Origin of the sequence: Cupriavidus sp. U2 (assembly GCF_009663685.2) — a bacterium.
Lineage (GTDB): Bacteria > Pseudomonadota > Gammaproteobacteria > Burkholderiales > Burkholderiaceae > Cupriavidus > Cupriavidus necator_C.
Genome location: NZ_RCOG02000032.1, coordinates 1 through 21,427 on the forward strand (window position 1 = coordinate 1; position 21,427 = coordinate 21,427).

Here is a 21,427-nt window from a genome sequence, read left to right on the forward strand (position 1 = left end):
CCCGAGAGCGTGCGCGACGGGCCCGCCTGATGCCGGCTGTCGCGCAGCGCCTGCACCCGTGCCGCAATCGCCAGCACGTGGCCCAGCCGCTTGTTCTCGACCACCGCCCCCTGGTCGATCTCCGGAAACCGGTGATACGTGGTGTAGGGCAGGGAAGCGCCATCGGCCCACAGCTCGACCCGCCCGTCGGGATATTCGGCCACCTCGATGTAGCGGTGGATCAGCCCCCGGTGCTCGGGGCGGTCTTCCAGCAGGTACATGGTCTTGTCGTACTGCAGCGTGAGGCTCTGCGACACCTTGCGCCATTCGCGCCAGCTAAAGATTCTTTCCAAGTCCTCCTCGCCGCGCAGCGCGCGGTGCGCATCGAAGTCGCTGCGCGGCACCTTGCCAAAGCGCGCGTTGAAGTCCGCGATGAAGGCCGGCGCAAAGGCATTGGCGGCTTCCATGCTGGAGATCTCCCGCAGCCGCAACTCCTTCACCAACCGGTCCTGCAGCGTGCCGTTCATCCGTTCCACACGCCCCTTGGCCTGGCTCGAATTGGCGCACAGGATGTCGATGTTCAACTCGAACAAGGCCCGCCCAAACTGCGTGTAACCGCGCTCCTCGGGCGATGGCTGCTGGTTCGAACGGAAGATACCGGCCTTGTCGGAGTAGAACGTCTGCGGCTTGCCGTGCCGCTCGACATAGGCCCGCGTCGCCGTGAAGTACGCCAGCGTGGATTCCGTCGGGGCGAACAGCAACTGCATCAGCCGGCCCGTGGCATCGTCCACGTACACCAGCAGCGTGCAGGCCGGCGCCCGGTCCTCGAACCAGGCGTGGTCGCTGCCGTCGATCTGCACCAGTTCGCCCAGGCAAGCCCGGCGGTTGCGCGGCTGGTGGATCCTCGGCGGGCGCAGCTTCCGGGGCACCCAGAAGCCCGCATCGATCATGATCCGACGCACGCACGCCGGCGAAAGATCGATACCGTGGCGCTCGCGCAGCTTCTCGCAGGCCAGCGTCGGGCCGAAGTCGGCGTAGCTGTCGCGGATCAGACCTCGAACACGGGACTCCAGCCCGGGGGGCAATTGGCGATTGCTGGAACGCCCGCGCTTGCGCGATATCAGTCCGCCCGGCCCATCCTCCAGCAGCCGCAAAACCAGCCGCCTGACGTGCCTGGCACTGATACCCAGACGCTCGGCAGCCCGCCAGCGCGCCAAATGGCCGTCCGCCACCGCCTGGATTACCTTCATGCGGTCAACTTCGCGCATGCTCATGGTCACCAATCCCTGTCCGTGCATCGCTGCCTCCCGTAGCGCCCGGCGAAGCTGGGAGCCTACGGGACAACAGAGGTGACATCTCTAATCATCGCAGAGGTGACATTACTAATAATGGCCAACATGCNTGCTGGAACGCCCGCGCTTGCGCGATATCAGTCCGCCCGGCCCATCCTCCAGCAGCCGCAAAACCAGCCGCCTGACGTGCCTGGCACTGATACCCAGACGCTCGGCAGCCCGCCAGCGCGCCAAATGGCCGTCCGCCACCGCCTGGATTACCTTCATGCGGTCAACTTCGCGCATGCTCATGGTCACCAATCCCTGTCCGTGCATCGCTGCCTCCCGTAGCGCCCGGCGAAGCTGGGAGCCTACGGGACAACAGAGGTGACATCTCTAATCATCGCAGAGGTGACATTACTAATAATGGCCAACATGCGTTCTAAAAATAATCTATCGAATGTGAAATGCGCATACTGGGCTGATTATGTGCGAATCGCACGCCCCATAAGGCTTTGCGGGCGATTCGACCCCTGTGCAAACCGCACACTCGCCACATGTGCAAAATGCGTCTATCCGCACTTTGCTTGCATTCAAAAATACTGATCGACATAGATAGTCCTTTGCTATTCATGGCCACATTCCCATGGGGATATGGCTATCGAAAACCTGGCTAACTGGCCAGGGCAGGGGGCCTTGTGCACTTCGCACGGTCTCAGCATAGTCACTCCCCATCGAATCACGTTCAAAAAAGGGGGTGTCTGTGGGCTCGTTCACGCAAATCTTTCTGCTGCTGGCCGCTATCGATGGCCTGGAACTGCTGACCGCTGGTTATGCGGCGCAAGCTGCACTGTGCATTTCGCACGGGGATAATCGCGGTTATCAACGCAACCTGGATCGGGCGCAAGATGCGGTCGCCGCACTGCGACTGATTACCGACCTGCGATGCGGCAATGATAATCCCCGCATTATCAGGAATGTGATTCCCGCAAATCAAAAGTCGTATCCAGATATTACGGCCGCTGACTGGTCGGAAAACGCCATTCAGCGCCTGGCAGACGATTTGCTGCGCGTCCCCCTGTTCCCCCGCATGTGAGCGGGGCCATGCATAGCCAATCGCCAATCCCACAATTCGTGCAAACCGATGCCGGCCGCGATGCGCTGGCGGAACTGCGCGCGATGACGACAAGCGAGCCGGACCCGTTCGGCCGCACCTGGAATCTCCACATTGACCCGCGCGAACGACGCTTCTGGATTCGCGCGGCCTATCCCAACGTCACCGTCGGCACTGTGCATTCGCTGGCGGCCCAATCGTGGCGCGCGCTGCAAGTCAGCGAGCGCGCCGCCATCAAATCAGCCGTGCGACGCGTCGCCAGTCGTGCCGCGCTGCTGCTCTCCGATCCACTGGCAACCGAAGAGGAAAACTGAAATGCAACCCTGGGACCAAGTGAAGGTTGTTTCCGATGGCCACCCGCGCGACGGTACGGCCGGTTTCGTGATCGCCGTAGACAAGTCGGGCGAGCGCGTGACCGTTCGCATGGATGAAGACGGCAGCGCCGTCGCATTCAGCGCCGACCAACTCAAGCTGCTGGGCCGCTAAGCCATGTCCGCCGCGCTGCTACTTGTGGGCGACCGCGTGCGAGTGCGCGCGGCTGACGACTTCTATGCATACATCGACGGCTGGACCGGAACGGTGCATGGATACAAGTCCGGGTACGTCGAGGTGCATTGCACGGGCGATGCTGGCCAGCCCCTGGAATTCCTCGTTCCTTTCGAGCAACTGGAAAAGCTGTGATCCTCTCCGACTATCAACGCATCCATGACGCAACGCGCGGCCTGCCGGCCGCCTGGCGCAAACGTCTGTGGGCGCGGGTGGAGTCGAAAGTAGGGGGCTACGGGCCGCGTGCGAAGTTCGTGGGCGGCGCCGTGGCGTATCAAGCCAAGTCGGAAATTGAGCGCGCGGCTGCCAAGCTGGCCAACGTGCGCGTGCCCCTGGACGCCAGGGATGCCGATATCTGCGCCAGGGCAGACGCCATGGCGCGCTGGTGCATGAGCCTGGGGCCGACCATCCAGCCGGAGCGCCCGCGCGTCGTCGCGGTGACGCTGACCGACCGGCCGGCGCACCTGGGCACCACGCCGCGCGAGGCGGCGCCTGAACTGTGCGGGCCGCCCGCGTTCTGGCCGCGCCTGGCCGCGAAAATGTGCGACGTGGCCACTAGCCAGGGCGTGGAACCCCCGCCGATCCGCAAGGGCGCCCGCTCGCAGTGCGCGCGGCTCATGTGCCCATTGTGGTGGCGCCGGGGTCTGCGCAAGGCGCACGCGCGCCAGGTGGAGGGCGCCGCCATTGCGCTGGGCTTCGTGCACAAGCAAGCGGAACGCTACGTCTCTGACGAATCGCACCGCAGGCGCCAGCAACAGAACCGACGCAACGCGGCCACCCTGGCGCGCACGATTGCGACCAACGAACACAACCAAGAATTCACCCTGGCGGAACTGGCCGCCAAGGGCACGGCCAACAAGGCCATCCGGAGGGCGGAATTGATGACGCGCATTGCCGGCTTTGAGCGCATCGCGCAGGAATTGGGGCACGCGGGCTCTTTCATCACGATCACGTGCCCGGCGCGCATGCACCGCTGGCGCACCGTCAACGGCGGCCGGGTGATCGAGAACCCGAAGTATGACGGCACGTTGCCGCGCGAGGCGCAGCAATACCTGTCGAAGCTGTGGGCCAGGGCGCGCGCCAAGCTCGCCCGCGAACAGATCCAGCTCTACGGTTTTCGTATTGCAGAACCTCAGCATGACGGCACGCCGCACTGGCACTGCCTGTTTTTCCACGCGCCGGAACATGCGCGGCGCCTGGAAGAAGTCGTGCGCCATTACGCGCTGCAAGACTCGCCGGATGAGCGGGGGGCGCATGCGAAGCGCGTGGACTTCCGCGCCATCGATTGGGAAAAGGGCAGCGCGGCGGGCTACATCGCCAAGTACGTGGCGAAGAATATCGACGGCTGCGGCCTGGAAACCGATATCACGGGCGAACCGATCATGACGGTTCCGCAGCGCGTCGAAGCCTGGGCCGCGACCTGGGGCATTCGCCAATTCCAGCAAGTGGGCGGGCCGCCCGTGACGGTCTGGCGCGAACTGCGCCGCGTCAAGGCGCTGCCCGACAACGCGCCGGCATCGCTGCGTGACGCGCATACGGCTGTGAACCGTGACGACACGGAAGGCGCAGAGCGCGCGGCCGATTGGGCGGCCTACGTGAAGGCGCAGGGCGGCGTCTTCTGCGGACGTGGCTATGTGGTGCGCCTGGACACCATCGAGCAAGACGGCGCCGGCCGCTATGGCGACGGCATGGCCAATGCCACCGTGGGCGTGTGGGCCTGGGGCATCGAGCGCGTGACCGATGGCATTGCGACCATGCGCAGCGTGCGCGTGGCGGTGGCCAGCGCGCGCTATGACTGGACCATTACGCAGGGCGCCCGTGGCGACCTGGGGGCGCTGATGCCCAAAGGTTTGGCTTTTGACGTTGCGCGGCTCGCCGCGCCTTGGACCCGTGTCTCTAACTGTACGGACGCGCGCCCCTGGTGGGAGCGCGCAAACGTCGAAGACCCGGACGAATCGCTTTTTCCGCATCTCTATCAATCCTGGGGGACCGCATGACGGAACTGGAAACGCGACTGGCGGCGATGCGCCAGGAATACGAAAAGCTGCCGGCACTGGTCAAGATGCAGGGCGGCAAGTTCTTCGGTGAGTGGCTGGCGTTCGCGTCGGCTGTGCAGGCTGAGGCGGCCGAACTGCGTCGCCTGATCGCGGAGGGCTGACCCGTGGCCATTCGTCCGAAAACACAAATCGGCACGATTCCGTGCCTGTGCTGTGGGCAAACCGTACCCGTCAAAGAGGCGGAAAACGGGACCATCAATCTGTCGTGCCAATGGTGCGATTTCCCGGCCTACGCGAAAAAGGGCACGGAGGCGCATCGCCGCATCCTGGCCAACGTGAAGCGGCCGGAACCCGTGGCGGCGCCGGTGGCGGCGCCCGCGGCTAACACCGTCCCAGCGCCGACACCGGCGCCGGCTCGCAAACCTTCCGGACTCATGTTCTGACCATGGACAAAGACAACGTACCCGAAAACCTGGAACTGGCCGGCCTGCAAGGGCTGGCCGCCGAAGTCGATGGCCAGGCCGCCACCGTGGCCGCGCCGGGGGACCCCAACGCGCCGGAACTGCCGGCGCCGGGTCCCGACTATGGCGCGGGCGCACGCCAGACCGTCGATATGTTCGGCGCGCTGGCCGTGGGCTTCGTGCCGGAGGCCGCGCCGCTGTGGGGCGATGACACCAAGGCGCGCATGTCCGCCAGCCTAGCGCCCGTGTTCGAAAAATACGGCTGGGACATGGCCGGGGCCATGCCGTGCGAACTGGTGGCAATCGTGACGTGCGGGCCGGTGCTGTGGCAAACCTCGCGCCTGGTGGCGGCCAAGGTGGAGGCGGCCAAGGCGCAGGCGGCGGCGACCCGTGGCCAGTCGGCCAGCACACTGCAAGCGGCGGACGTGATCGACCCGGCCGAAAAGCCGGAGGGTAGCGTCCACCCGCAAATGGCGCTCTACAAATGAGGTTGCGCCCCGCTGATGCGCCAGGCGCGGGCGTTGCCAACCGCGCCAATATCCTGGGCTATATCGGATCGACCGGGGCGGGCAAGTCCGCCAGCCTCAAGGCGGCGTTGCGCGAGGCGCGGCACGCTCGCGTGCTGATATGGGACCCGCAGGACGAATACGGCCACCTGGCCGGCCAGGCAACGGGCGCCGTTGGGCGTCTGCTGGAACTGGTGCAGGCGGCGGGGCGCGGGCCGTTCTGCATTCGCTTTCAGCCATCGTCCGACCTGAAAACGGCCGCGAAGCAATTCGACGCCTTCTGCCGCATCGCGTACGCGGCGGGGCACTGCGCCGTGGTCGCGGAAGAACTGGCCTTCGTCACGTCCGCCAGCAAGGCGCCGCCTGGCTGGTCCCTGCTCAACCTCAAGGGCCGCCACAAGGGACTGACCATCTACGGCACCACGCAGCGGCCGGCGCGCGTGGACAAGGACTTTTTCGGGAACTGCACACGCATCCGATGCGGGCGCCTCAACTACGCCACCGACCAAAAGACCATGGCGGACGTGATCGGGGTGCCGGTGGAAGCCATCGGGGCGCTGCTGCCGTTGCAATACCTGGAAAAAGACATGGCCACCGGTAACGTGGTGTGGGGGGTGGTCAACCCAACGGGGCGCCAGGCACCGGCTAAACCGTGGCCAGGGAGCAACGCGCAGACCCCGGAAACCGGGCCGCCAGCGAAAAAAAAGCGGGTGGCCAGGGCGTAGGGTAGGGGTGGCTATGGAAACGCGGCTTATGGCCGCGTTTCTTCGTTTTTGGCGGGTGCGTCCGTAGGCTTCGAATCTGTGCGCGGGGGGCCGCGTTCATTCCAACCTGTTACCGGAGATCGCACCGTGTCGAATCCCTATGTGAAGTCCTACATCACGTTCATCGCCTTCCTGGCCGTCACCAAGATCGTGGTGGCGCCCATCGTGCAAAACCTGAACGTGCCGCTCCTGAAGGACGTGCTCTAAGCACGCGCCAGGCTCCCCTCGCAACCTTTCGGAGATACGCGTAAATGCTGCTCGTCAAAAACCTGCCGTTCACCAACGTTGTGGCCAACGGCATCGCCACCGCAAGCCTGCCCATCGGCATGAGCTACAACAAGATCATTCTTGCGCTCGGCGGCACCACGTTCACCAAGTCCATGATTACGGATATCAAGGTCCGTCTGAATGGCAAGGTGATTTTCCAGAACACCGGCTCCCGCCTGGACCTGCAAAACCAGTATCGAGGCCTGGCCGCCAACGCCGCGTTCCTGACCATCGATTTCACGGAACCGCGCGCCAAGCTCATGAAAGAGCAATTCCTGGGCAACCTGAACACCGCGCAAGGTGTCTCGTCGTTGACCCTGGAAGTCACCATTGCGGGTGCCACCGCGCCGACCCTGGACAGCTATGCGGAACTGGGGCCGCCGCAACCGCTGGGCGTGATCGCCAAGCAAATCCCGTTCACGACCTCGTTCGGTGGCGCCGGTAAGTTCCCGTTCAAGCTGATCGACCTGGCCAACCGTGGCGCCGTCATCAAGCGTGTGCACTTCGCGCACGGCGGCAACATCACGGCGCTGGAAGTGAAGAAAAACGGCGTGGTGATCCATGACAACGTGCTGACGGCGGTGAACGCCTTCTGGCAGAACGAATACCAGAAGACAGCGCAGACCAACCTGTACACGTACGACCCGTGCGCAGACAACAACTACAGCAACGCCATCGTGACGGCGGATATGGTGTCGTTGGAGTTCAACCCGACGCTGGGCGCTGCCGACACGGTAACCGCCGTGATCGAAACCCTGGACCTGCTCAGCAACATGTAAGGGCGGGGCGCGGCGCCGCATGGGGCGCCGCGCTGGGTTTCAACGCAACGGGAGTGTGCAATGTTCGATTGGTTCGAACCATCCGATTATGTGGGCTCGGGCGGTGAAACGGGCGGTTCGCCCGACTCGCTGATGCCGACCGTGGGGCCGCAGTCTGACGGCACGGTCAACGCGCCGGCCGCCGCGCAACCCAACAACCAACCGTGGGGCGCGGGCGGCACGTCCGTTGGCAATTACACGGGCCAGGTGCTGGACGTGCTCAAGTTCGGCGTGGGCGTGTGGCAACAGGACGCGGCGCGCCAGGACTTCTACGATTACAAGCGATTCGAGGCGACCAATGGCGGCCTGTTCCGTCAAGGTGCCTATGCGGGCTATGCGCAGACGCCGCTGTCGAATCGTGGCATTACGCTGGCCGCGCTGATCCTGGGCGGGCTGTTGCTGGTCAAACTGGCGGACTGAGGCAATGGAACCGTATAGCGCAATGATCGGCGCGGGCATGAATGCCATAGGCAAGATTGCCAGCACGCCACCGGCAGGGCCATCGGAAGCCATCGGCCGCAACGATTCCAGCACGCAGGCCAGTTCGGGATTCAACGGTCAGGGCTGGACTGTGTCCACGGGCTCCAGTAAGGCCAACGGCGCCAGCATGGGATTTCAAGTCCCGACGCTGCTGCTCGTCGGCGTGCTGGCCGTGGGCGCCATCTACCTGCTGCGCAAGAAGGGCTGATATGGGCGTGACCGTCGCACTCGTCAACGCTACGCAGGAAGTCGCGGAACTGCTGGCCAGGGCGGCGGAATTCGATACCTCGGGCGGCGGGTTCATCTTGGAGGATGCACTTGCCGGCCAGGTGTATGCCGTGCGGGATGAGTGCGGCGCACTGCTGTTTGCCTGGACGCAAGAAACCTACCGCGATAGGCGCGGGCTGGTGGCTTACGTGACGGCGGCGGCGGGCCGCGACCTGGCATCCATGCTGCCGCACATCGAGCGCGTGGCGCGCGACCTGGGCGCCGGACACCTGGGATTCAAAACGGCGCGGCCGGGACTGGTGCGCGCGATGCAGCGCGCGGGTTTCGAGTCGCGGGCTGTGGAAATGGAGAAAGCACTGTGATTCGCAGTCCGGCACAGATCAAACTCATGGCGTTGGGCCTGCCCGATACGCCATACAACTTTGGCGGTAAGTCGTCGTCCTCGTCGGCATCGACTAACACCACCACCACCAACACCACCACCACCTATCAGGATCGGCGCGTAGTCGCGGACGGTGGGTCCAATGTGGTGAGTGCGGATCAGTCGAATGTGTTTATCACGAACACCGACAACGGTGCCGTGAATGCCGCACTGAATTCCAACACGACCATTGCCGGCAAGGCCATCGACGCAACGACCATCCTTGCGAAGGTGGGCGCCGACATGGCGGCACATACGCAGGACGTGACGCAACAACTCTTCGCGGGGTCGCAAGCACTGGCCGGTAAGGCGATGGCGCAAGATGCGGCGGCGCTGCAAGTCGTCCAATCCCTGGCCAGCCTGCCGACCAAACTGAATGACCCGAATCGGGCCATCGTCATCGTGGGCATGTCGGCCGTCGCCATCGCTGCCGTGATGATGATGAGGGGGAAACTCTGATGCAATATTTTGACATCAACGTACCGGTGAACAAACCGGCCGTGGTCAACGCCAAGGGGTCGTTTCTCTATTACCTGTCGGGCTCGGCGGGCGGGGCAGACAACACCCTGAAAGTGCGCTGTGGCTACGGCGTGAGCGCCATCCTGCTCAAGCCTGGTCAAGCCATCCGGCTGCCGGCGTCGGAGGCAAAGTCTGACACCTGGGTCATCGAGAACAATGCCGGCGTGGCCACCATCATCGGAAACGTGCTGGTGGGTGATGGCGATTTTTCGGACAACCGAATCTCAGGCTCGGTCGAAGTGATCGACGGCGGCAAGGCGCGCACGCAGGCAAACGGCGCGTTCATGGGGTATTCGTATGACACGGGCGTGGCGTCAAACCTCATGCATGTGCAACTGTGGAACCCTGGCACCAACACAAAAAACCTGTACGTCGAGCAAGTGCAAATCATCGCAGTAACGGGCGGACTGGCGCAGGGCGTAGGCATCCGATCCAACACGGTGGCACTCACGACGCTGGGCGGCAATGCGCAAAGCAAGCGACTAGGGGGAGCAAATTCTGCCGCGGAACTGCGCACGCAAAAGTCGGTGGCGGCGATGGGCGGGCCAACAATGGGGGTGCTCGATAAGTCGGTGCGCCTGGTCAAAATGGCAGAGCCGATCATGGTCGCGCCTGGCAATGGACTGCTGCTGTTCAACGCAGTGGCGGGCGAAGACCTGGGCGCGGCCTTTGAGTTTTACGAGGAAAGCATCTAGTGCGTGCGTCGTCGGTCATCGTCGCGGCCACGCTGGGCGCAGCGGCTTACGTCTGGTGGCGCGGCGCAAGCGTTGACGCAGGCGGAGACGCCACAGAAAACACCGACATTGGCGATTGGATTAATTCGACCTGGGAAGACTGGACACTCGATATCGACATGGCTACCGCACTGAGCAACCCCAACGTACAGGCATTCTCGATCCTGGTTCGCACCGGGGAAGGGACACTCGGCGCTGACGGATATCGCACGATGTTCACGGGGCGCCTGTTCGATTCCTACGCCGACCACCCGCGTCAGGCGATATCGGCAAATGGCATCACATCGACGGCGGCCGGTGCGTATCAAATGCTCGCGCGAACCTGGGACGAAATGCGCGCCAAGTACAACCTGCCGGACTTCTCGCCGGCATCGCAAGATATCGCATTCGTCGGGCTGCTGCGTCGCCGTGGCGCGCTGGCGGACGTGATCGCGGGCCGCTTCGAAGCGGCCATTCGCAAATGTAATCGCGAGTGGGCAAGCCTGCCCGGCTCGCCCTATGGACAACCCACTCTTACCTGGGACCGGGCACGCGCCGTGCTGGCCCAACAAGGCGCATCGGAGGGCGTCGCCGCATGAAAAGCTCTGACCTGATCTTGATCGCCATGGCGGCGGGTGTGCTGCTGTTTGTCGTCACCAAAACGGGCAAAACGCCGCTCGGCGCGGCCATGCCAACGCCTGGCCAGGCCGGCGTGCCGGCCAACGCTGGCAGCGTATCCGAAATCATGAATCCGAACGGCGGCGCCTGGTCGAACGGGTGGCAGTACTTCTCGGACGGCACGAGCATTTCGCCCGATGGCAAGTACTACTACCAAGGCAACCTTGCCTATGATCCGGCGTCCCTGTTCGGCAACTAAGGGGCCACGCATGAAAAATTCCACGCTGATCGTGGGGGCCGCGCTGCTGTACTGGGTGCACCGTCGCCAACTGGCGGCGCGCGTGTCGGTCTATACGCCAATGGACTGGTACGAATACGCGCCGGTCAATGGCACCGATTTCGGTGGCGACATGTGGCAGCGCCTCTCTTCGGGTGATCTCTTTCCGAACGGCTACCACGGCGCGCCGGACGGTAATCCGCTGATCGCGGCGGCCCCGGTGGGCTACTACATCGACCCGACCAACGCGGGCGGTACAACGCTATCGACCAACAACGCGACACCCTACGCGGCGCAGGTCATCCCCAATGTCGTGGGCGCGGCGCGAAACTGGTGGGGCGGCTGATGACGATCGATACGCGAACCCTGGTTGTCGTGGCCGTGCTGCTCGGGGCTGCCGGCGTCGTGTTCCTGGCTCAAAAAAAAAGCGGTGCGGCTGCGGCTGCGGCGGGCGGTGCGCTGGGTGAAGCGGCGGGCCAAGCCATTGTCGGCGCCGGCACCGGGCTGGTGTTTGGCATTGGGGATGCCGTGGGTGTCCCCCGTACCGACGAAACCGAGTGTGAACGGGCTAAGCGGGAGGGGCGCACGTGGGACGCGTCCTTTGCCTGTGGGGCCGGTGATTTCCTTTCCTACCTGTGGAGATAACGTATGCGCGCATACATCCTGAATCGTTTGCAAGAGCCGTCCACCTGGCAAAGCCTCGCGCTGGTGGCGGGCCTGTTCGGCATGAAACCGGAACTGACGCACGCCATTGAAGGGGCCGGCGTTGCGGTCGGCGGCCTGCTGGCCGTGCTGCTGCCGGGCTGATCGCATGGATTGGCTTTCGCCCGATCTCATCAAGGCGGCGCTCGGTGCCATCGCCACGGCGGCCGGCATTTGGGGCGGGATTCGCGCCGACCTGGCGCGGCTGACCGCGCGTGTGGGCGCTGCGCATGACCTGGCGCGCGCCGCGCATGATCGCCTGGATAGGCACCTGGAGGGCCACGGTGAATAAGTGGATTCCGGCGCCGCATGAGATTGTGCGCGAGGGCTTCATCGTCATCGGCGGCGTGATCCTGGCCGCCATCGTTTTGTCGCGGTTCCCTGCGTTGAAGCAGTGGATCGCGGATCAAGGCACCATCACGTTGAAAGACGGCGATGGGAAAACAACCCTGTGGAACTAGGAGCGTCGATCATGGCAACCAAGCGCAAGCGCCGTACCCCGGCACGTGACAGCAAGGGCCGTTTCAAGCGCCGCAAGTAAGCGCCTGGCATGGACCCCGCCCGTTATGTTAATTACGGGTGAAAGAAAAAACCCCGCCTCGGCGGGGTTTTGTCGTAATGAAAAGTTACATTTAAAACTTACACTTTCCAAGGTGTTCGGGGTAGGCCTGCGTCCATTGCTCGCAACTATCGTAGTTCTGATAGCGGTCAGCCAAGTACAGCGCGGCGAGTACGGCGGCGGCCAGTGCGCAGAGAGCGGCGCGGCGCAGAGTGGAGCGAGTCAGCATCATGGGCAGTGAGCTAAGTGCGGCGCCGGAGCGCCTTGGAGTGGGAATCGGTCGCGCCAGGGCGGCCGATTGGGTCATTTGCGCCAGCATCATGCCGCATGTCCTACACATGGCGCAATTGGTCCTCCAAGCGCGCCACGCGGCGTTGTAGCGATTCAACATACTGGTCGTGCCATTCGAGTGAGCCCAACGCCTGGGCGGTGAAGCGCCGGCCGCCAGGCGTAACAACCGCGTCACGCTCGAACCGGAAGCCGCGCCACGCCCCGGGGTCCATCCATGGCGGAATGCCGCTTGCAAGGATGGCCACCAGGGCGCGCGCGGCTGCTGGAATGCGTGTCTCGCCCGTGCGCCAGCGTAAAAGCGTAGTGCGGTGGACGGACAGCATCGCGTATAGGTCAGTCTCCCCAACGTGGCGGGCTGCCTCTCCCAACATGTCAAAAAATTCACAGATAAGCACTTCTTGAGCGATTTCCGCTGCGTTGTTATCGATGGAATAGGGGCGCTTTATCATGCTGCCGTCTCCAATTGAGAAATATCATTGGTGCATTTCCGCAACGGAAACGGGGGTTCAGCGGCTTTGATTCTAGTCAGTAACGATCCGGTTACATGTTGTAAAAAACTGTTGCGAAGTGCATCTGATAGCGCGGTGCCGCATAGGCCGCTCGGTGCATAATCTATCTTATGTTAAATAAGATACGCGCCAATTTGAGAACACTTCGACCGCTAAAGCGCCTCCCACCACCTCTTGCCCATGTAACTGGCCCTGCTTGAATCGAAGGTTGGCGCGCCTAGAATCAATTTCATGCGCGAAGGCCCACTCTTTCCATCGGCACCGCCTGGGAAAAAGCCGGCGGCCCGCAACCGTGCTTCCGGTCGGCGCGTCGCGGAAGCGTTGGCGTCTGTTCCTGCGGCCCTGTCCGCGCCGTCCGTTCCGTTTCTGCTGGCGACCAAGATCCTTGCGCCGCGTCTGCCGGCCGGATTGATCGAACGTCCACGCCTGCTGGACGTACTTGGCCAGGGTCGGGACAAGCGGCTGACCGTTATTAAGGCGCCGGCAGGTTTCGGCAAGACATCGCTTTGCATTGCGTGGCTTGATCGGCTGCGCGCCGATGGCGCTCGTGTCGCCTGGCTGTCGGTGGATCGGGAAGATGACGAGCCTGCACATTTTCTGAGTCATCTGGCGCAATCGCTGTACGGTGCCTGTGTCGCTGAAGGCGCGCCACCGGGGCTTGCCGGTGAGGTATCGCTGCTTGTGCCGCGCGCGGTGATTGCCACGCTGGTCAACGCGCTGGCCGAGATCGACGACGAACTGTTCCTGTTCGTGGACGACTACCACCTGATCGGCACCGAATCGATTCATGAAGCCGTGGCGCTGCTTCTGGCCCACGCGCCGTCGAACTTCCATCTGGTGCTGGGCACGCGTGCGGACCCGCCCTTGCCGCTGGCACGGTTGCGGGCCGGCAATGCGCTGCTTGAGATCGACGCCTCGATGTTGCGCTTCAGTGCCGACGAAACCGGGCGGTTCGTCCAGCGCGAATGCGCGGGAGGCCTGCCGCAGGCCTCGGTAGACGCCTTGCACGCCTCGACCGAAGGCTGGGCAGCCGCGTTGCGCCTGTCCGCCCCGATGCTGGCGCGCAGCCAGTCGGGCACCTGGGTGGCGCCATCGGGCACGGCGCGGCCTATCGCGGCCTATCTGGAAGAAATGCTGGCTTGCCAGACCCCGGAGCTGGTCGATTTCATGGTGCGCACCGCCATCCTGGACCGGCTTTCCGCGCCACTCTGCATAGCCGTTACCGGCGCGGCGGACAGCCAGAACATGCTCCAGGCGCTGGCCACGCGTCAGTTGTTGCTCGATCCGCTGGACGTCGAAGGCCGGTGGTTCCGCTACCACCAGTTGCTGCGCGACTACCTGCGCCAGCGGCTGGAGACCGCCGCCGACATCGACATTGCCGACCTGCATCGGCGCGCATCGCGCTGGTATGCCGCGCAGGCACTGTGGACCGACGCCGTCTGGCATGCGCTGGAAGCCGGCGATGCCGCCGATGCCGTTGCGCTGATTGGCCAATGTGCGATGTCGCTGGTCCGCCAGGGCGATCTGAAGACGCTGCTTGGCTGGCAGCGGCGTTTGCCGCCGGACATCATGCGTGGCCAGGTTGACGTGCGCCTGGCGCTGGCACGGGGCATGGCGCTGGCCATGCGTTTCGAAGAAGCGTCCGCGATGGTGGAAGCCATCGAGCGGGACGCCGCACAAGGGCCGGAGGCCGATCGCGAACGCTACCTGTGGGAATGCCGGGCGATACGCGCCCTGCTTGCCGCCTTGCGCGACGATGCCCAGGGCGCGCTGCGGCTGGCGGAAGACTGCCTGAGCCGCCCGCTGTCGGATGACCCGTGGATGATCAACGTGCTCAGCAACGTCGTGCGGTTCGCGCACTGGAAGTCCGGCGATCTGGAACGGCTGTATGCCACGCCATGGATCCCCTACTCGCCCGACGAAAACCGGCGCTACCCGCTGTCTTCGGTCTACCGGCTTTGCCTGCTGGGCCTTGCGGAATTGCAGCAGATGCGTTTCGACGTGGCCGAGCGGTACTTTCTGCAGGCGATGCGGTTTGCCGAAGACAACGCCGGCCCGGCCTCGACGGCCGCCGCGCTGTGCGCGCCCGCGCTGGCCCAGTTGCGCTACGAGCAGGACCGGCTCGAAGACGCCGAAACGCTGCTGGTGGAACGCATGCCGGTCATCGACGCGGCGGTCCTGCTGGACAGCGTGCTGGTGGCCTATACGTTGCTGGTCCGCATTGCGGCGGCGCGCGGGCACCTGGATCAGGCCCACGCGTGGGTCGAACAGGCGTTGACGATTGGCCATCAACGCGCGTGGCACCGGCTGGTGGCTGCCATCCTCCTGGAGCGTGTCCGGCTGCTGCTTGCCGAGGGCCGCGCCCGGGAGGCCGCTGCGTGCGTCGAACAGATCGACAGACTGGTGAATACCGTCGATGCGCCCGATTGCGAGGCCTGCGTCAGCGAACTGGACCGCTATCGGACGCTGGGTGCCGCCAGCCTGGCCATGGCCGGGGCACGGCCGGATGAGGCCGTGCGCCTGCTGGATGCCCTGCTCCGGCGCCTTCCGCAGAGGCACCCCAACTATCTCGCGCTACGCGCCCGCACCCTGCTGGCACTGGCCTGCCAGGCCAGTGGTGCGGCCGCGCGGGCCGTCGAGGAATGCAGCCGGGTGCTGGCCTCCATCGAATCCGCGCGTGCGTACCGGATCATCCTGGACCAGGGGCCCGGCGTCGGGGCCCTTCTGGCACTGGTCAGACAGGCTACCGTCGCCGCCAACGGCGGCGCGCAACGCCTGGCCTGCATCGACGAACTGCTCGAACGTTGCAACGAACGCTACCAGATGCGGCAAAAGGCGTCGTCGGCGTCGGTGCGCGAGGCGCTGAGCGCGCGCGAAGGCGGCATCCTGGCGCTGATCGCTGCAGGCCAGTCGAACAAGGAAATCGCGCGGACGCTGGGCATCGCGCCCGAGACCGTCAAGACCCATATCAAGAGTATCTTCGTCAAGCTGTCAGTGGAAAAACGTGCGCATGCCGTCGCACGTGCGCAATCGCTGGGGCTGGTGACCGGGCACTGACACCCGCGCCGGCTCCGTTACCGCCCTCCCCGCCCTCCCCGGTCTTCCCTCCCCGCGCTCCCCTTTCCGGTCCCCTCTTTGGGGGATACGGCCATCCCGGCTGCACGGCCAACATGGCATCCATACAGCGCGCCGCCTGAATCCCGCCTGGGGTGACGGCTCCGGCGCACCACAGGCCAAAACGAATGCACGAGGGAATGCGTGCGAGGAGACAACACCATGACCATTGCTGGCTACAGCATGAACACCCTGGGCGACTTCGTCGGGCGCGAGCTTGGCGTATCGGGCTGGCTGATCGTCGATCAGGCCCGCGTCGATGCCTTTGCCGACTGCACGGGCGACCGCCAGTGGATCCACGTGGACGTGGACCGCGCACAGCGCGAAAGCCCGTTCGGCGGCACCATCGCGCACGGCTACCTGAGCCTGTCGCTGCTGGCGTCGCTGTCGATGGAAGTGGGCGTGGTGCCTCACGATGCCAGCGCGGGCCTGAACTACGGGCTCGACAAGGTGCGCTTCCTGGCGCCGGTCAAGGCAGGCGCACGGGTGCGCAACCGCGTGACGCTGGCGGCGGTGGAAGACAAGGGCGATGGCCGGGTGATCGCCCGGATGATCAATACGCTGGAAATCGAAGGCGAAACCAGGCCGGCACTGCTGGCGGAATCGCTGGCCATGTTGATGGCCGCGCGCTGACAGGAGCCGAGGACAACATGCAAGCCAACGTGGAATCCCCCGTGCGCGCCCTGGCCGCGCCCGAAGGCCTGAAAGAGCAAGGCCACGCCGGCACGAACCGGCCGAAGCTCAACCCGTTCATCGGGCTGCGCCCGTGCGACGTGCTGGACACCGTGCGCCAGGTGAGCGCGCAGACCGTGCGCCAGCCCGGGCTGCTGGTCGAACAAGGCGCCGCGCTGACGCGCGAACTGGTGGCGGCACTGGCCGGCAAGGGCGGTCCCGCGCCGCAGAAAGGCGACAAGCGGTTTATCGACAGCGCCTGGCAGAGCAACCCGTTCTACCGCGTGGCAATGCAGAGCTATCTGGCCTGGTGCAACGCGCTGGGCGGCTTTGTCGATCGGTCCGCGCTGGACGACCGCAGCAAGGAGCGCGCGCAGTTCGTCCTGCAGCTGATGACCGACGCGCTGGCGCCGACCAACACGCTGCTCGGCAATCCGGCCGCGCTGCGCAAGATCGTCGAATCGGGCGGCACCAGCCTGGTCTCCGGCATCAAGAACGCCATCATGGACGCCGTGCGCAACCAGGGCATGCCGTCGCAGGTCGATACGTCGGCCTTCGAGGTGGGCAAGAACCTGGCCACGTCGCCCGGTGCCGTGGTGTTCCGCAACGAGGTGCTGGAACTGATCCAGTACAGGCCGGCCACGGCGAAGGTGCACGGGCGCCCGCAGCTGATTGTGCCGCCGCAGATCAACAAGTACTACGTGTTCGACCTGTCGAAGGGCAAGAGCATCGTCGACTATCTGCTGCAGAGTGAATTCCAGGTGTTTGCCGTGAGCTGGCGCAACCCGACCATCGAGCATCGCGACTGGGACATGGACACCTACGTGTCGGCGCTGATCGAAGCCATCCACGCGGTGCGCGAGATCACCGGCAGCGACGATGTGAACCTGCACGGCGCCTGTTCCGGGGCCATGACCATGTCGGCGCTGATGGGTCATCTGCAAGCGCGCGGCGAACGCCTGGTCCATGCGGCCACGCTGATGGTGGCCGTGCTGGACAGCAGCGAGGAGTCGCAGATCGGCCTGTTTGCCACGCCCGAGAGCATCTCGGCGGCCAAACAGAACAGCATCATGAAGGGCGTGCTGGAAGGCAACGAGATGGGTCGCGTGTTCGCATGGATGCGGCCGAACGACCTGGTATGGAACTACTGGATCAACAATTACCTGCTGGGCAATGCCCCGCCCGTGTTCGACATCCTGTACTGGAACAACGACACCACGCGCCTGCCGGGCAAGTTCCACGGCCAGCTGCTCGACATCTTCGCCGGCAACGTGTTTGCCCGGCCCGGCGCGCTGACCGTGCTGGGCACGCCGGTGGATCTGTCCAAGGTGGCCTGCGACACGTACGTCGTGGGCGGCATCACCGACCACATCACCCCGTGGAAGGGCGTCTACAACACGGCGCGCATGTTCGGCGGCAATACGCGCTTCGTGCTGAGTTCCAGCGGCCACATCCAGAGCCTGATCAACCCGCCGGGCAATCCGAAGGCCAGGTTCTTCGTCAATGCCGACGCGGCCCTGCCGGAAGATCCGGAGGCCTGGCTGGGCGGCGCCGCCGCGCAACCCGATTCGTGGTGGGACAACTGGCGCACGTGGCTGGCCGAGCGATCCGGCGACCGGCGCGATGCACCGGCCCAGGTGGGCAGTGCCAGCCACCCCGCCCTGTGCGACGCACCGGGCACCTACGTCACCGGCGCGTGATCGTGCGCGACCGTTGTAGCCGAGCGTTTCTTTTCTCAACCGCACCATTAGCATGAAGACCATGGAAACTACTGCATCGAAATCGTCGCCGGCCCACCCTGCCGCCGCCCTGTTCTCCGCCTACACCGGCGTGCTGCAGCGCCTGGGCCTGCCCGGCCTCGACGTGAGCGCCATTGCCGAAGCGCGTCGCAAGGACCTGGCCGCGCTGGCCGCCATCCACCTCGCACTGCTTGACGGCGTGCAGGCGTTCAGCCAGAAGCAGGCGGAAGTCGTGCGCGGCACGCTGTCCGGCCTGCAGGACCGCCTGATGCAGTCGGGCGTCGCCGGCAATGGCGCCGCCACGGGCGCGGTGGAACTGACGCAGGGCGCGCTGCAGAAGTCGCTGGCCAACCTGCGCGACCTGGCGGACATCGCCCAGAAGACGCAGGCCGACAGCGTGTCGGCAGCCAGCAAGCGAATCGCCGAGAATGTGGAGGAACTTAAGGCGCTGTTCAAGCCCGCGCAGTGATCGCGGATCCTCATGAAATGCCGGCGGGCGGCTTGCGGGGCGCCCGCGACAAGGACAACCCGATGAATCAGGCAGCGTGCCAGGCCAAGACTGGCGGCAAACTGGATATTCGCACCATTGACGTGGACGGCCGGACGCTGCGTGTCGCCATCCGCCGCGGCACCACCGGCAGCCCGCCCCTGTTGATGTTCAACGGCATCGGCGCCAATCTGGAGCTGGTCGAGCCGCTGATCGCGGCGCTTGGCGACGTGGAAGTCGTCATCTTCGACATTCCCGGCGTAGGCGGTTCGCCCACGCCGGTCATGCCGTATCGCTTCTCCACCTTGAGCCTGCTGGCCGACAAGCTGCTGACCCACCTGGGCTATACCGGACAGGTGGACGTGCTGGGCGTGTCCTGGGGCGGCGCGCTTGCCCAGGAGTTCGCGCACCTGTATCCCCGGCGTTGCCGGCGGCTGATCCTGGCCGCGACATCGCCCGGCGTGATCATGGTGCCGGCCAGGCCGTCGGTGCTGGCCCGGATGTTGGGGCCGCGCCGCTATACCGATCCCGCCTATCTGGAAAAGATTGGCGGGGATCTGTACGGCGGCGCCTATCGCCATGACCTTGGGCTGTTGCGCGAGCACAGCCGCCATATCGAGCCGCCGCGCGGACGCGGCTATGTCTACCAGCTACTGGCCGCGTGGGGCTGGAGCAGCCTGCCGTGGCTGGGCGGCCTGCGCCAGCCCACGCTGGTCATGCATGGCAACGACGACCCGATCGTGCCGCTGGCCAACGCCAAGATCCTGGTCGCGCGCATCCGTCACGCAACGCTGCATGTGATCGACGATGGTCACCTGTTCCTGGTGTCGCGGGCGGCGGAGGTAGCGCCCGTGATCCGCGGGTTCCTGCGGCAGGACCTGCAGTGAGCCGCGCATGAGCGACCGCGCCGGACTTCCCCCCACAAGGTCGGAGACGTCCGGCGCCCTGCCTGCCGATGCCGGCCAGGCTGTCACCCGCGGCGACCGCGACCTGCGCCGCATGCGCGCGATCGCCACCGGCATCCTGGTGGCGATGCTGGCGCTGCTGGTGGCCAGCGTGCTGGGCCAACCCCACTATCCGTGGCTGGCCTGGGTACGTGCCTTTGCCGAGGCCGGCACGGTGGGCGCCGTGGCCGACTGGTACGCGGTGGTGGCGCTGTTCCGGCATCCGTTCGGACTGCCCGTGCCCCATACGGCGGTGATTCCGCGCAACCAGCAACGCATTGCCGAAAGCCTGGGCATCTTTGTGGAGCGCAATTTCCTGGCGCCCGAAGTCATTGTCGGCCAGCTGCGCTCGCACAACACCGCGCAGGCGGTGGCCACGTGGCTGGCGACGCCCGGCAATAGCCGCGCGCTGGCAGACCAGGCCGTGGACACGCTGCCCGCGCTGCTGCGCGTCTTTGACGACGACGAGGTGGCCCGCCTGATCCAGCGTGGCGCGCTGCCCGGCCTGCGTACGCTCGATGTCTCGGGCATCGCCGGCCATCTGTTGCAGATCCTGACCGACACCCAGCGTCACCAGCCGCTTCTGGAGCGCGCCCTGACGGCGCTGGAGGCATGGCTGGCCGACAACGCCGGGCTGCTCCAGGCCAAGTTCAGCGAGGCGTCGCGCTACACGCCGGTGCGGCTCGATGCCTACATCGTCAACAAGTTCGTCGAAGGCGTGATTGCGCTGCTGCACGAGGTGCGCACCGAGCCCGGCCATCCGCTGCGCCAGCAGTTCGATGAAGCGGTGCAGGCGATGATCGACAGGCTGCGCACGTCGGACCGCTACCGGCGCATCGGCCACCTATGGATGCGCGATTTGCTGCGCCACCTGGAGCGCGAGAACAGCTACCGCGCGCTTTGGCAACGGCTGCGCGACTGGATCAGCGCCGACGCCGCACGCCAGGATTCGCTGGCGCGCGCCATGCTGGCCGATCTGGTGGCCTCGCTGGGCGCCAGCGTGCGCGATGATCCAGCCTTGCAGGCCAGGATGAACGGCTGGTGGCTGCACTGCGTCCAGCTCGCGGTAAGCCGCTACCGGCATCTGGCGCCGATGCTGATCACGGAGGTGGTCAAGGGCTGGGACGCCGCCGAGATCAGCCGCAAGATCGAGTCGGAAATCGGCAGCGACCTGCAATACATCCGCATCAACGGCACCTTCGTCGGCGGCATGGTGGGCGTGCTGCTGCACGCGGCGATGCGGCTGGTCTCGGGCTGAGCCAGCCCGCCCGGCGAAGGCCCCGGGCTGTTGCGGCGCGTCATGGCCGGCGGCCCGCTGGCATCCGGGAAAGCCCCATACCGCATATTGGTAATACCACTTTACCTGTCCGATACCCTGACCTAGACTCCGTTCAACTCGGCATGCGTGCGGCGCGGGATTGGGTCGCGGGC

The 21,427-nt window shown here is 65.2% G+C and carries 31 protein-coding genes and 1 pseudogene; 28 read left to right on the forward strand and 4 right to left on the reverse strand.

The features are described from left to right. The coding region (locus D9X30_RS24270; RefSeq protein WP_153950437.1) for an ISNCY family transposase at positions 1-1,277 on the reverse strand (1,277 nt) is incomplete at its 3' end. A 99-nt stretch (positions 1,278-1,376) separates the two neighbouring features. Next, positions 1,377-1,586, reverse strand: a pseudogene (locus D9X30_RS24275) (helix-turn-helix domain-containing protein); the annotation flags it as partial. 427 nt (positions 1,587-2,013) lie between these two features. On the opposite strand from D9X30_RS24275, the gene D9X30_RS24280 reads away from it, so the two are divergent. The 22 genes from D9X30_RS24280 (at position 2,014) to D9X30_RS24385 (ending at position 12,142) form a co-directional block, all read left to right on the forward strand. After that, a complete protein-coding gene (locus D9X30_RS24280; protein WP_153947666.1) occupies positions 2,014-2,346 on the forward strand; it encodes a hypothetical protein in 333 nt (110 codons plus the stop codon). 8 nt (positions 2,347-2,354) lie between these two features. Further along, positions 2,355-2,678 (forward strand): hypothetical protein, encoded by a 324-nt coding sequence (locus tag D9X30_RS24285; protein WP_153947667.1) that lies wholly within the window; start codon positions 2,355-2,357, stop codon positions 2,676-2,678. Position 2,679: 1 nt separating this feature from the next. Further along, positions 2,680-2,850 carry a hypothetical protein gene (locus D9X30_RS24290; protein ID WP_153947668.1) on the forward strand — a complete coding sequence of 57 codons (171 nt, stop codon included), beginning with the start codon at positions 2,680-2,682 and terminating at the stop codon, positions 2,848-2,850. 3 nt (positions 2,851-2,853) lie between these two features. After that, positions 2,854-3,045, forward strand: a complete 192-nt coding sequence (locus D9X30_RS24295) for a hypothetical protein (RefSeq protein WP_153947669.1) — start codon at positions 2,854-2,856, stop codon at positions 3,043-3,045. Then, positions 3,042-4,907 carry a replication endonuclease gene (locus tag D9X30_RS24300; protein ID WP_153947670.1) on the forward strand — a complete coding sequence of 622 codons (1,866 nt, stop codon included), beginning with the start codon at positions 3,042-3,044 and terminating at the stop codon, positions 4,905-4,907. Before D9X30_RS24295 ends, D9X30_RS24300 begins: the two co-directional genes overlap by 4 nt. Beyond that, positions 4,904-5,068: a hypothetical protein gene (locus D9X30_RS24305; RefSeq protein ID WP_153947671.1), complete on the forward strand. Its 165-nt coding sequence runs from the start codon at positions 4,904-4,906 to the stop codon at positions 5,066-5,068. Before D9X30_RS24300 ends, D9X30_RS24305 begins: the two co-directional genes overlap by 4 nt. Positions 5,069-5,071: 3 nt before the next feature. After that, positions 5,072-5,350, forward strand: a complete 279-nt coding sequence (locus D9X30_RS24310; protein ID WP_153947672.1) for a hypothetical protein — start codon at positions 5,072-5,074, stop codon at positions 5,348-5,350. 2 nt (positions 5,351-5,352) lie between these two features. Beyond that, entirely contained in the window at positions 5,353-5,856 is a 504-nt protein-coding gene (locus tag D9X30_RS24315; RefSeq protein WP_153947673.1) for a hypothetical protein, read from the forward strand. After that, a complete protein-coding gene (locus D9X30_RS24320; protein WP_153947674.1) occupies positions 5,853-6,599 on the forward strand; it encodes a P-loop NTPase family protein in 747 nt (248 codons plus the stop codon). Before D9X30_RS24315 ends, D9X30_RS24320 begins: the two co-directional genes overlap by 4 nt. Before the next feature lie 290 nt (positions 6,600-6,889). Continuing rightward, complete coding sequence (locus D9X30_RS24325; RefSeq protein WP_153947675.1) at positions 6,890-7,684, forward strand: major capsid protein P2; 795 nt, start codon at positions 6,890-6,892, stop codon at positions 7,682-7,684. Positions 7,685-7,744: 60 nt separating this feature from the next. After that, positions 7,745-8,143 (forward strand): hypothetical protein, encoded by a 399-nt coding sequence (locus D9X30_RS24330; RefSeq protein ID WP_153947676.1) that lies wholly within the window; start codon positions 7,745-7,747, stop codon positions 8,141-8,143. A gap of 4 nt (positions 8,144-8,147) precedes the next feature. After that, on the forward strand, positions 8,148-8,411 hold the full coding sequence (locus D9X30_RS24335) for a Loki-CTERM sorting domain-containing protein (RefSeq protein ID WP_153947677.1): 264 nt from the start codon (positions 8,148-8,150) through the stop codon (positions 8,409-8,411). A 7-nt stretch (positions 8,412-8,418) separates the two neighbouring features. Further along, a complete protein-coding gene (locus D9X30_RS24340; RefSeq protein WP_153947678.1) occupies positions 8,419-8,793 on the forward strand; it encodes a hypothetical protein in 375 nt (124 codons plus the stop codon). Continuing rightward, complete coding sequence (locus D9X30_RS24345) at positions 8,790-9,311, forward strand: hypothetical protein (RefSeq protein WP_153947679.1); 522 nt, start codon at positions 8,790-8,792, stop codon at positions 9,309-9,311. Before D9X30_RS24340 ends, D9X30_RS24345 begins: the two co-directional genes overlap by 4 nt. Then, positions 9,311-10,066, forward strand: a complete 756-nt coding sequence (locus tag D9X30_RS24350) for a hypothetical protein (protein ID WP_153947680.1) — start codon at positions 9,311-9,313, stop codon at positions 10,064-10,066. Before D9X30_RS24345 ends, D9X30_RS24350 begins: the two co-directional genes overlap by 1 nt. Next, positions 10,066-10,683 carry a glycoside hydrolase family 24 protein gene (locus D9X30_RS24355; protein WP_153947681.1) on the forward strand — a complete coding sequence of 206 codons (618 nt, stop codon included), beginning with the start codon at positions 10,066-10,068 and terminating at the stop codon, positions 10,681-10,683. Before D9X30_RS24350 ends, D9X30_RS24355 begins: the two co-directional genes overlap by 1 nt. Next, positions 10,680-10,961: a hypothetical protein gene (locus tag D9X30_RS24360; protein WP_153947682.1), complete on the forward strand. Its 282-nt coding sequence runs from the start codon at positions 10,680-10,682 to the stop codon at positions 10,959-10,961. The genes D9X30_RS24355 and D9X30_RS24360 overlap by 4 nt, the downstream gene beginning before the upstream one ends. 10 nt (positions 10,962-10,971) lie before the next feature. Beyond that, positions 10,972-11,325 (forward strand): hypothetical protein, encoded by a 354-nt coding sequence (locus D9X30_RS24365; protein WP_153947683.1) that lies wholly within the window; start codon positions 10,972-10,974, stop codon positions 11,323-11,325. Beyond that, positions 11,325-11,624, forward strand: coding sequence for a hypothetical protein (locus D9X30_RS24370; protein ID WP_153947684.1), 300 nt, complete (start codon positions 11,325-11,327; stop codon positions 11,622-11,624). The genes D9X30_RS24365 and D9X30_RS24370 overlap by 1 nt, the downstream gene beginning before the upstream one ends. Before the next feature lie 3 nt (positions 11,625-11,627). Then, entirely contained in the window at positions 11,628-11,786 is a 159-nt protein-coding gene (locus D9X30_RS24375) for a hypothetical protein (RefSeq protein ID WP_153947685.1), read from the forward strand. 4 nt (positions 11,787-11,790) lie between these two features. Further along, the gene (locus tag D9X30_RS24380; RefSeq protein ID WP_153947686.1) at positions 11,791-11,973 is read left to right on the forward strand and encodes a hypothetical protein; all 183 of its coding nucleotides are present in this window, start codon (positions 11,791-11,793) and stop codon (positions 11,971-11,973) included. Continuing rightward, a complete protein-coding gene (locus D9X30_RS24385; RefSeq protein WP_228770884.1) occupies positions 11,966-12,142 on the forward strand; it encodes a hypothetical protein in 177 nt (58 codons plus the stop codon). Before D9X30_RS24380 ends, D9X30_RS24385 begins: the two co-directional genes overlap by 8 nt. 171 nt (positions 12,143-12,313) lie before the next feature. On the opposite strand, the gene D9X30_RS24390 is transcribed toward D9X30_RS24385, so the two are convergent. Further along, a complete protein-coding gene (locus tag D9X30_RS24390; protein ID WP_153947688.1) occupies positions 12,314-12,562 on the reverse strand; it encodes a hypothetical protein in 249 nt (82 codons plus the stop codon). 10 nt (positions 12,563-12,572) lie between these two features. Further along, a complete protein-coding gene (locus D9X30_RS24395) occupies positions 12,573-12,980 on the reverse strand; it encodes a DUF3653 domain-containing protein (RefSeq protein WP_153947689.1) in 408 nt (135 codons plus the stop codon). A 468-nt stretch (positions 12,981-13,448) separates the two neighbouring features. Here D9X30_RS24395 and D9X30_RS24400 point away from each other — a divergent pair, with 468 nt between their 5' ends. The 6 genes from D9X30_RS24400 to D9X30_RS24425 all read left to right on the forward strand — a co-directional run bounded on the left by D9X30_RS24400 (position 13,449) and on the right by D9X30_RS24425 (position 21,254). Further along, the gene (locus tag D9X30_RS24400) at positions 13,449-16,097 is read left to right on the forward strand and encodes a winged helix-turn-helix domain-containing protein (RefSeq protein WP_228770885.1); all 2,649 of its coding nucleotides are present in this window, start codon (positions 13,449-13,451) and stop codon (positions 16,095-16,097) included. A gap of 219 nt (positions 16,098-16,316) precedes the next feature. After that, the gene (locus D9X30_RS24405) at positions 16,317-16,787 is read left to right on the forward strand and encodes a MaoC family dehydratase (RefSeq protein WP_153947691.1); all 471 of its coding nucleotides are present in this window, start codon (positions 16,317-16,319) and stop codon (positions 16,785-16,787) included. Between the two features lie 17 nt (positions 16,788-16,804). Further along, positions 16,805-18,526, forward strand: a complete 1,722-nt coding sequence (locus D9X30_RS24410) for an alpha/beta fold hydrolase (RefSeq protein ID WP_153947692.1) — start codon at positions 16,805-16,807, stop codon at positions 18,524-18,526. A 61-nt stretch (positions 18,527-18,587) separates the two neighbouring features. Beyond that, positions 18,588-19,034, forward strand: coding sequence for a TIGR01841 family phasin (phaP, locus tag D9X30_RS24415; RefSeq protein WP_228770886.1), 447 nt, complete (start codon positions 18,588-18,590; stop codon positions 19,032-19,034). Positions 19,035-19,096: 62 nt separating this feature from the next. Further along, complete coding sequence (gene phaZ, locus D9X30_RS24420; RefSeq protein WP_153947694.1) at positions 19,097-19,939, forward strand: poly(3-hydroxyalkanoate) depolymerase; 843 nt, start codon at positions 19,097-19,099, stop codon at positions 19,937-19,939. 7 nt (positions 19,940-19,946) lie between these two features. Continuing rightward, positions 19,947-21,254 (forward strand): DUF445 domain-containing protein, encoded by a 1,308-nt coding sequence (locus D9X30_RS24425; protein ID WP_228770887.1) that lies wholly within the window; start codon positions 19,947-19,949, stop codon positions 21,252-21,254. Positions 21,255-21,427 lie beyond the last annotated feature (173 nt).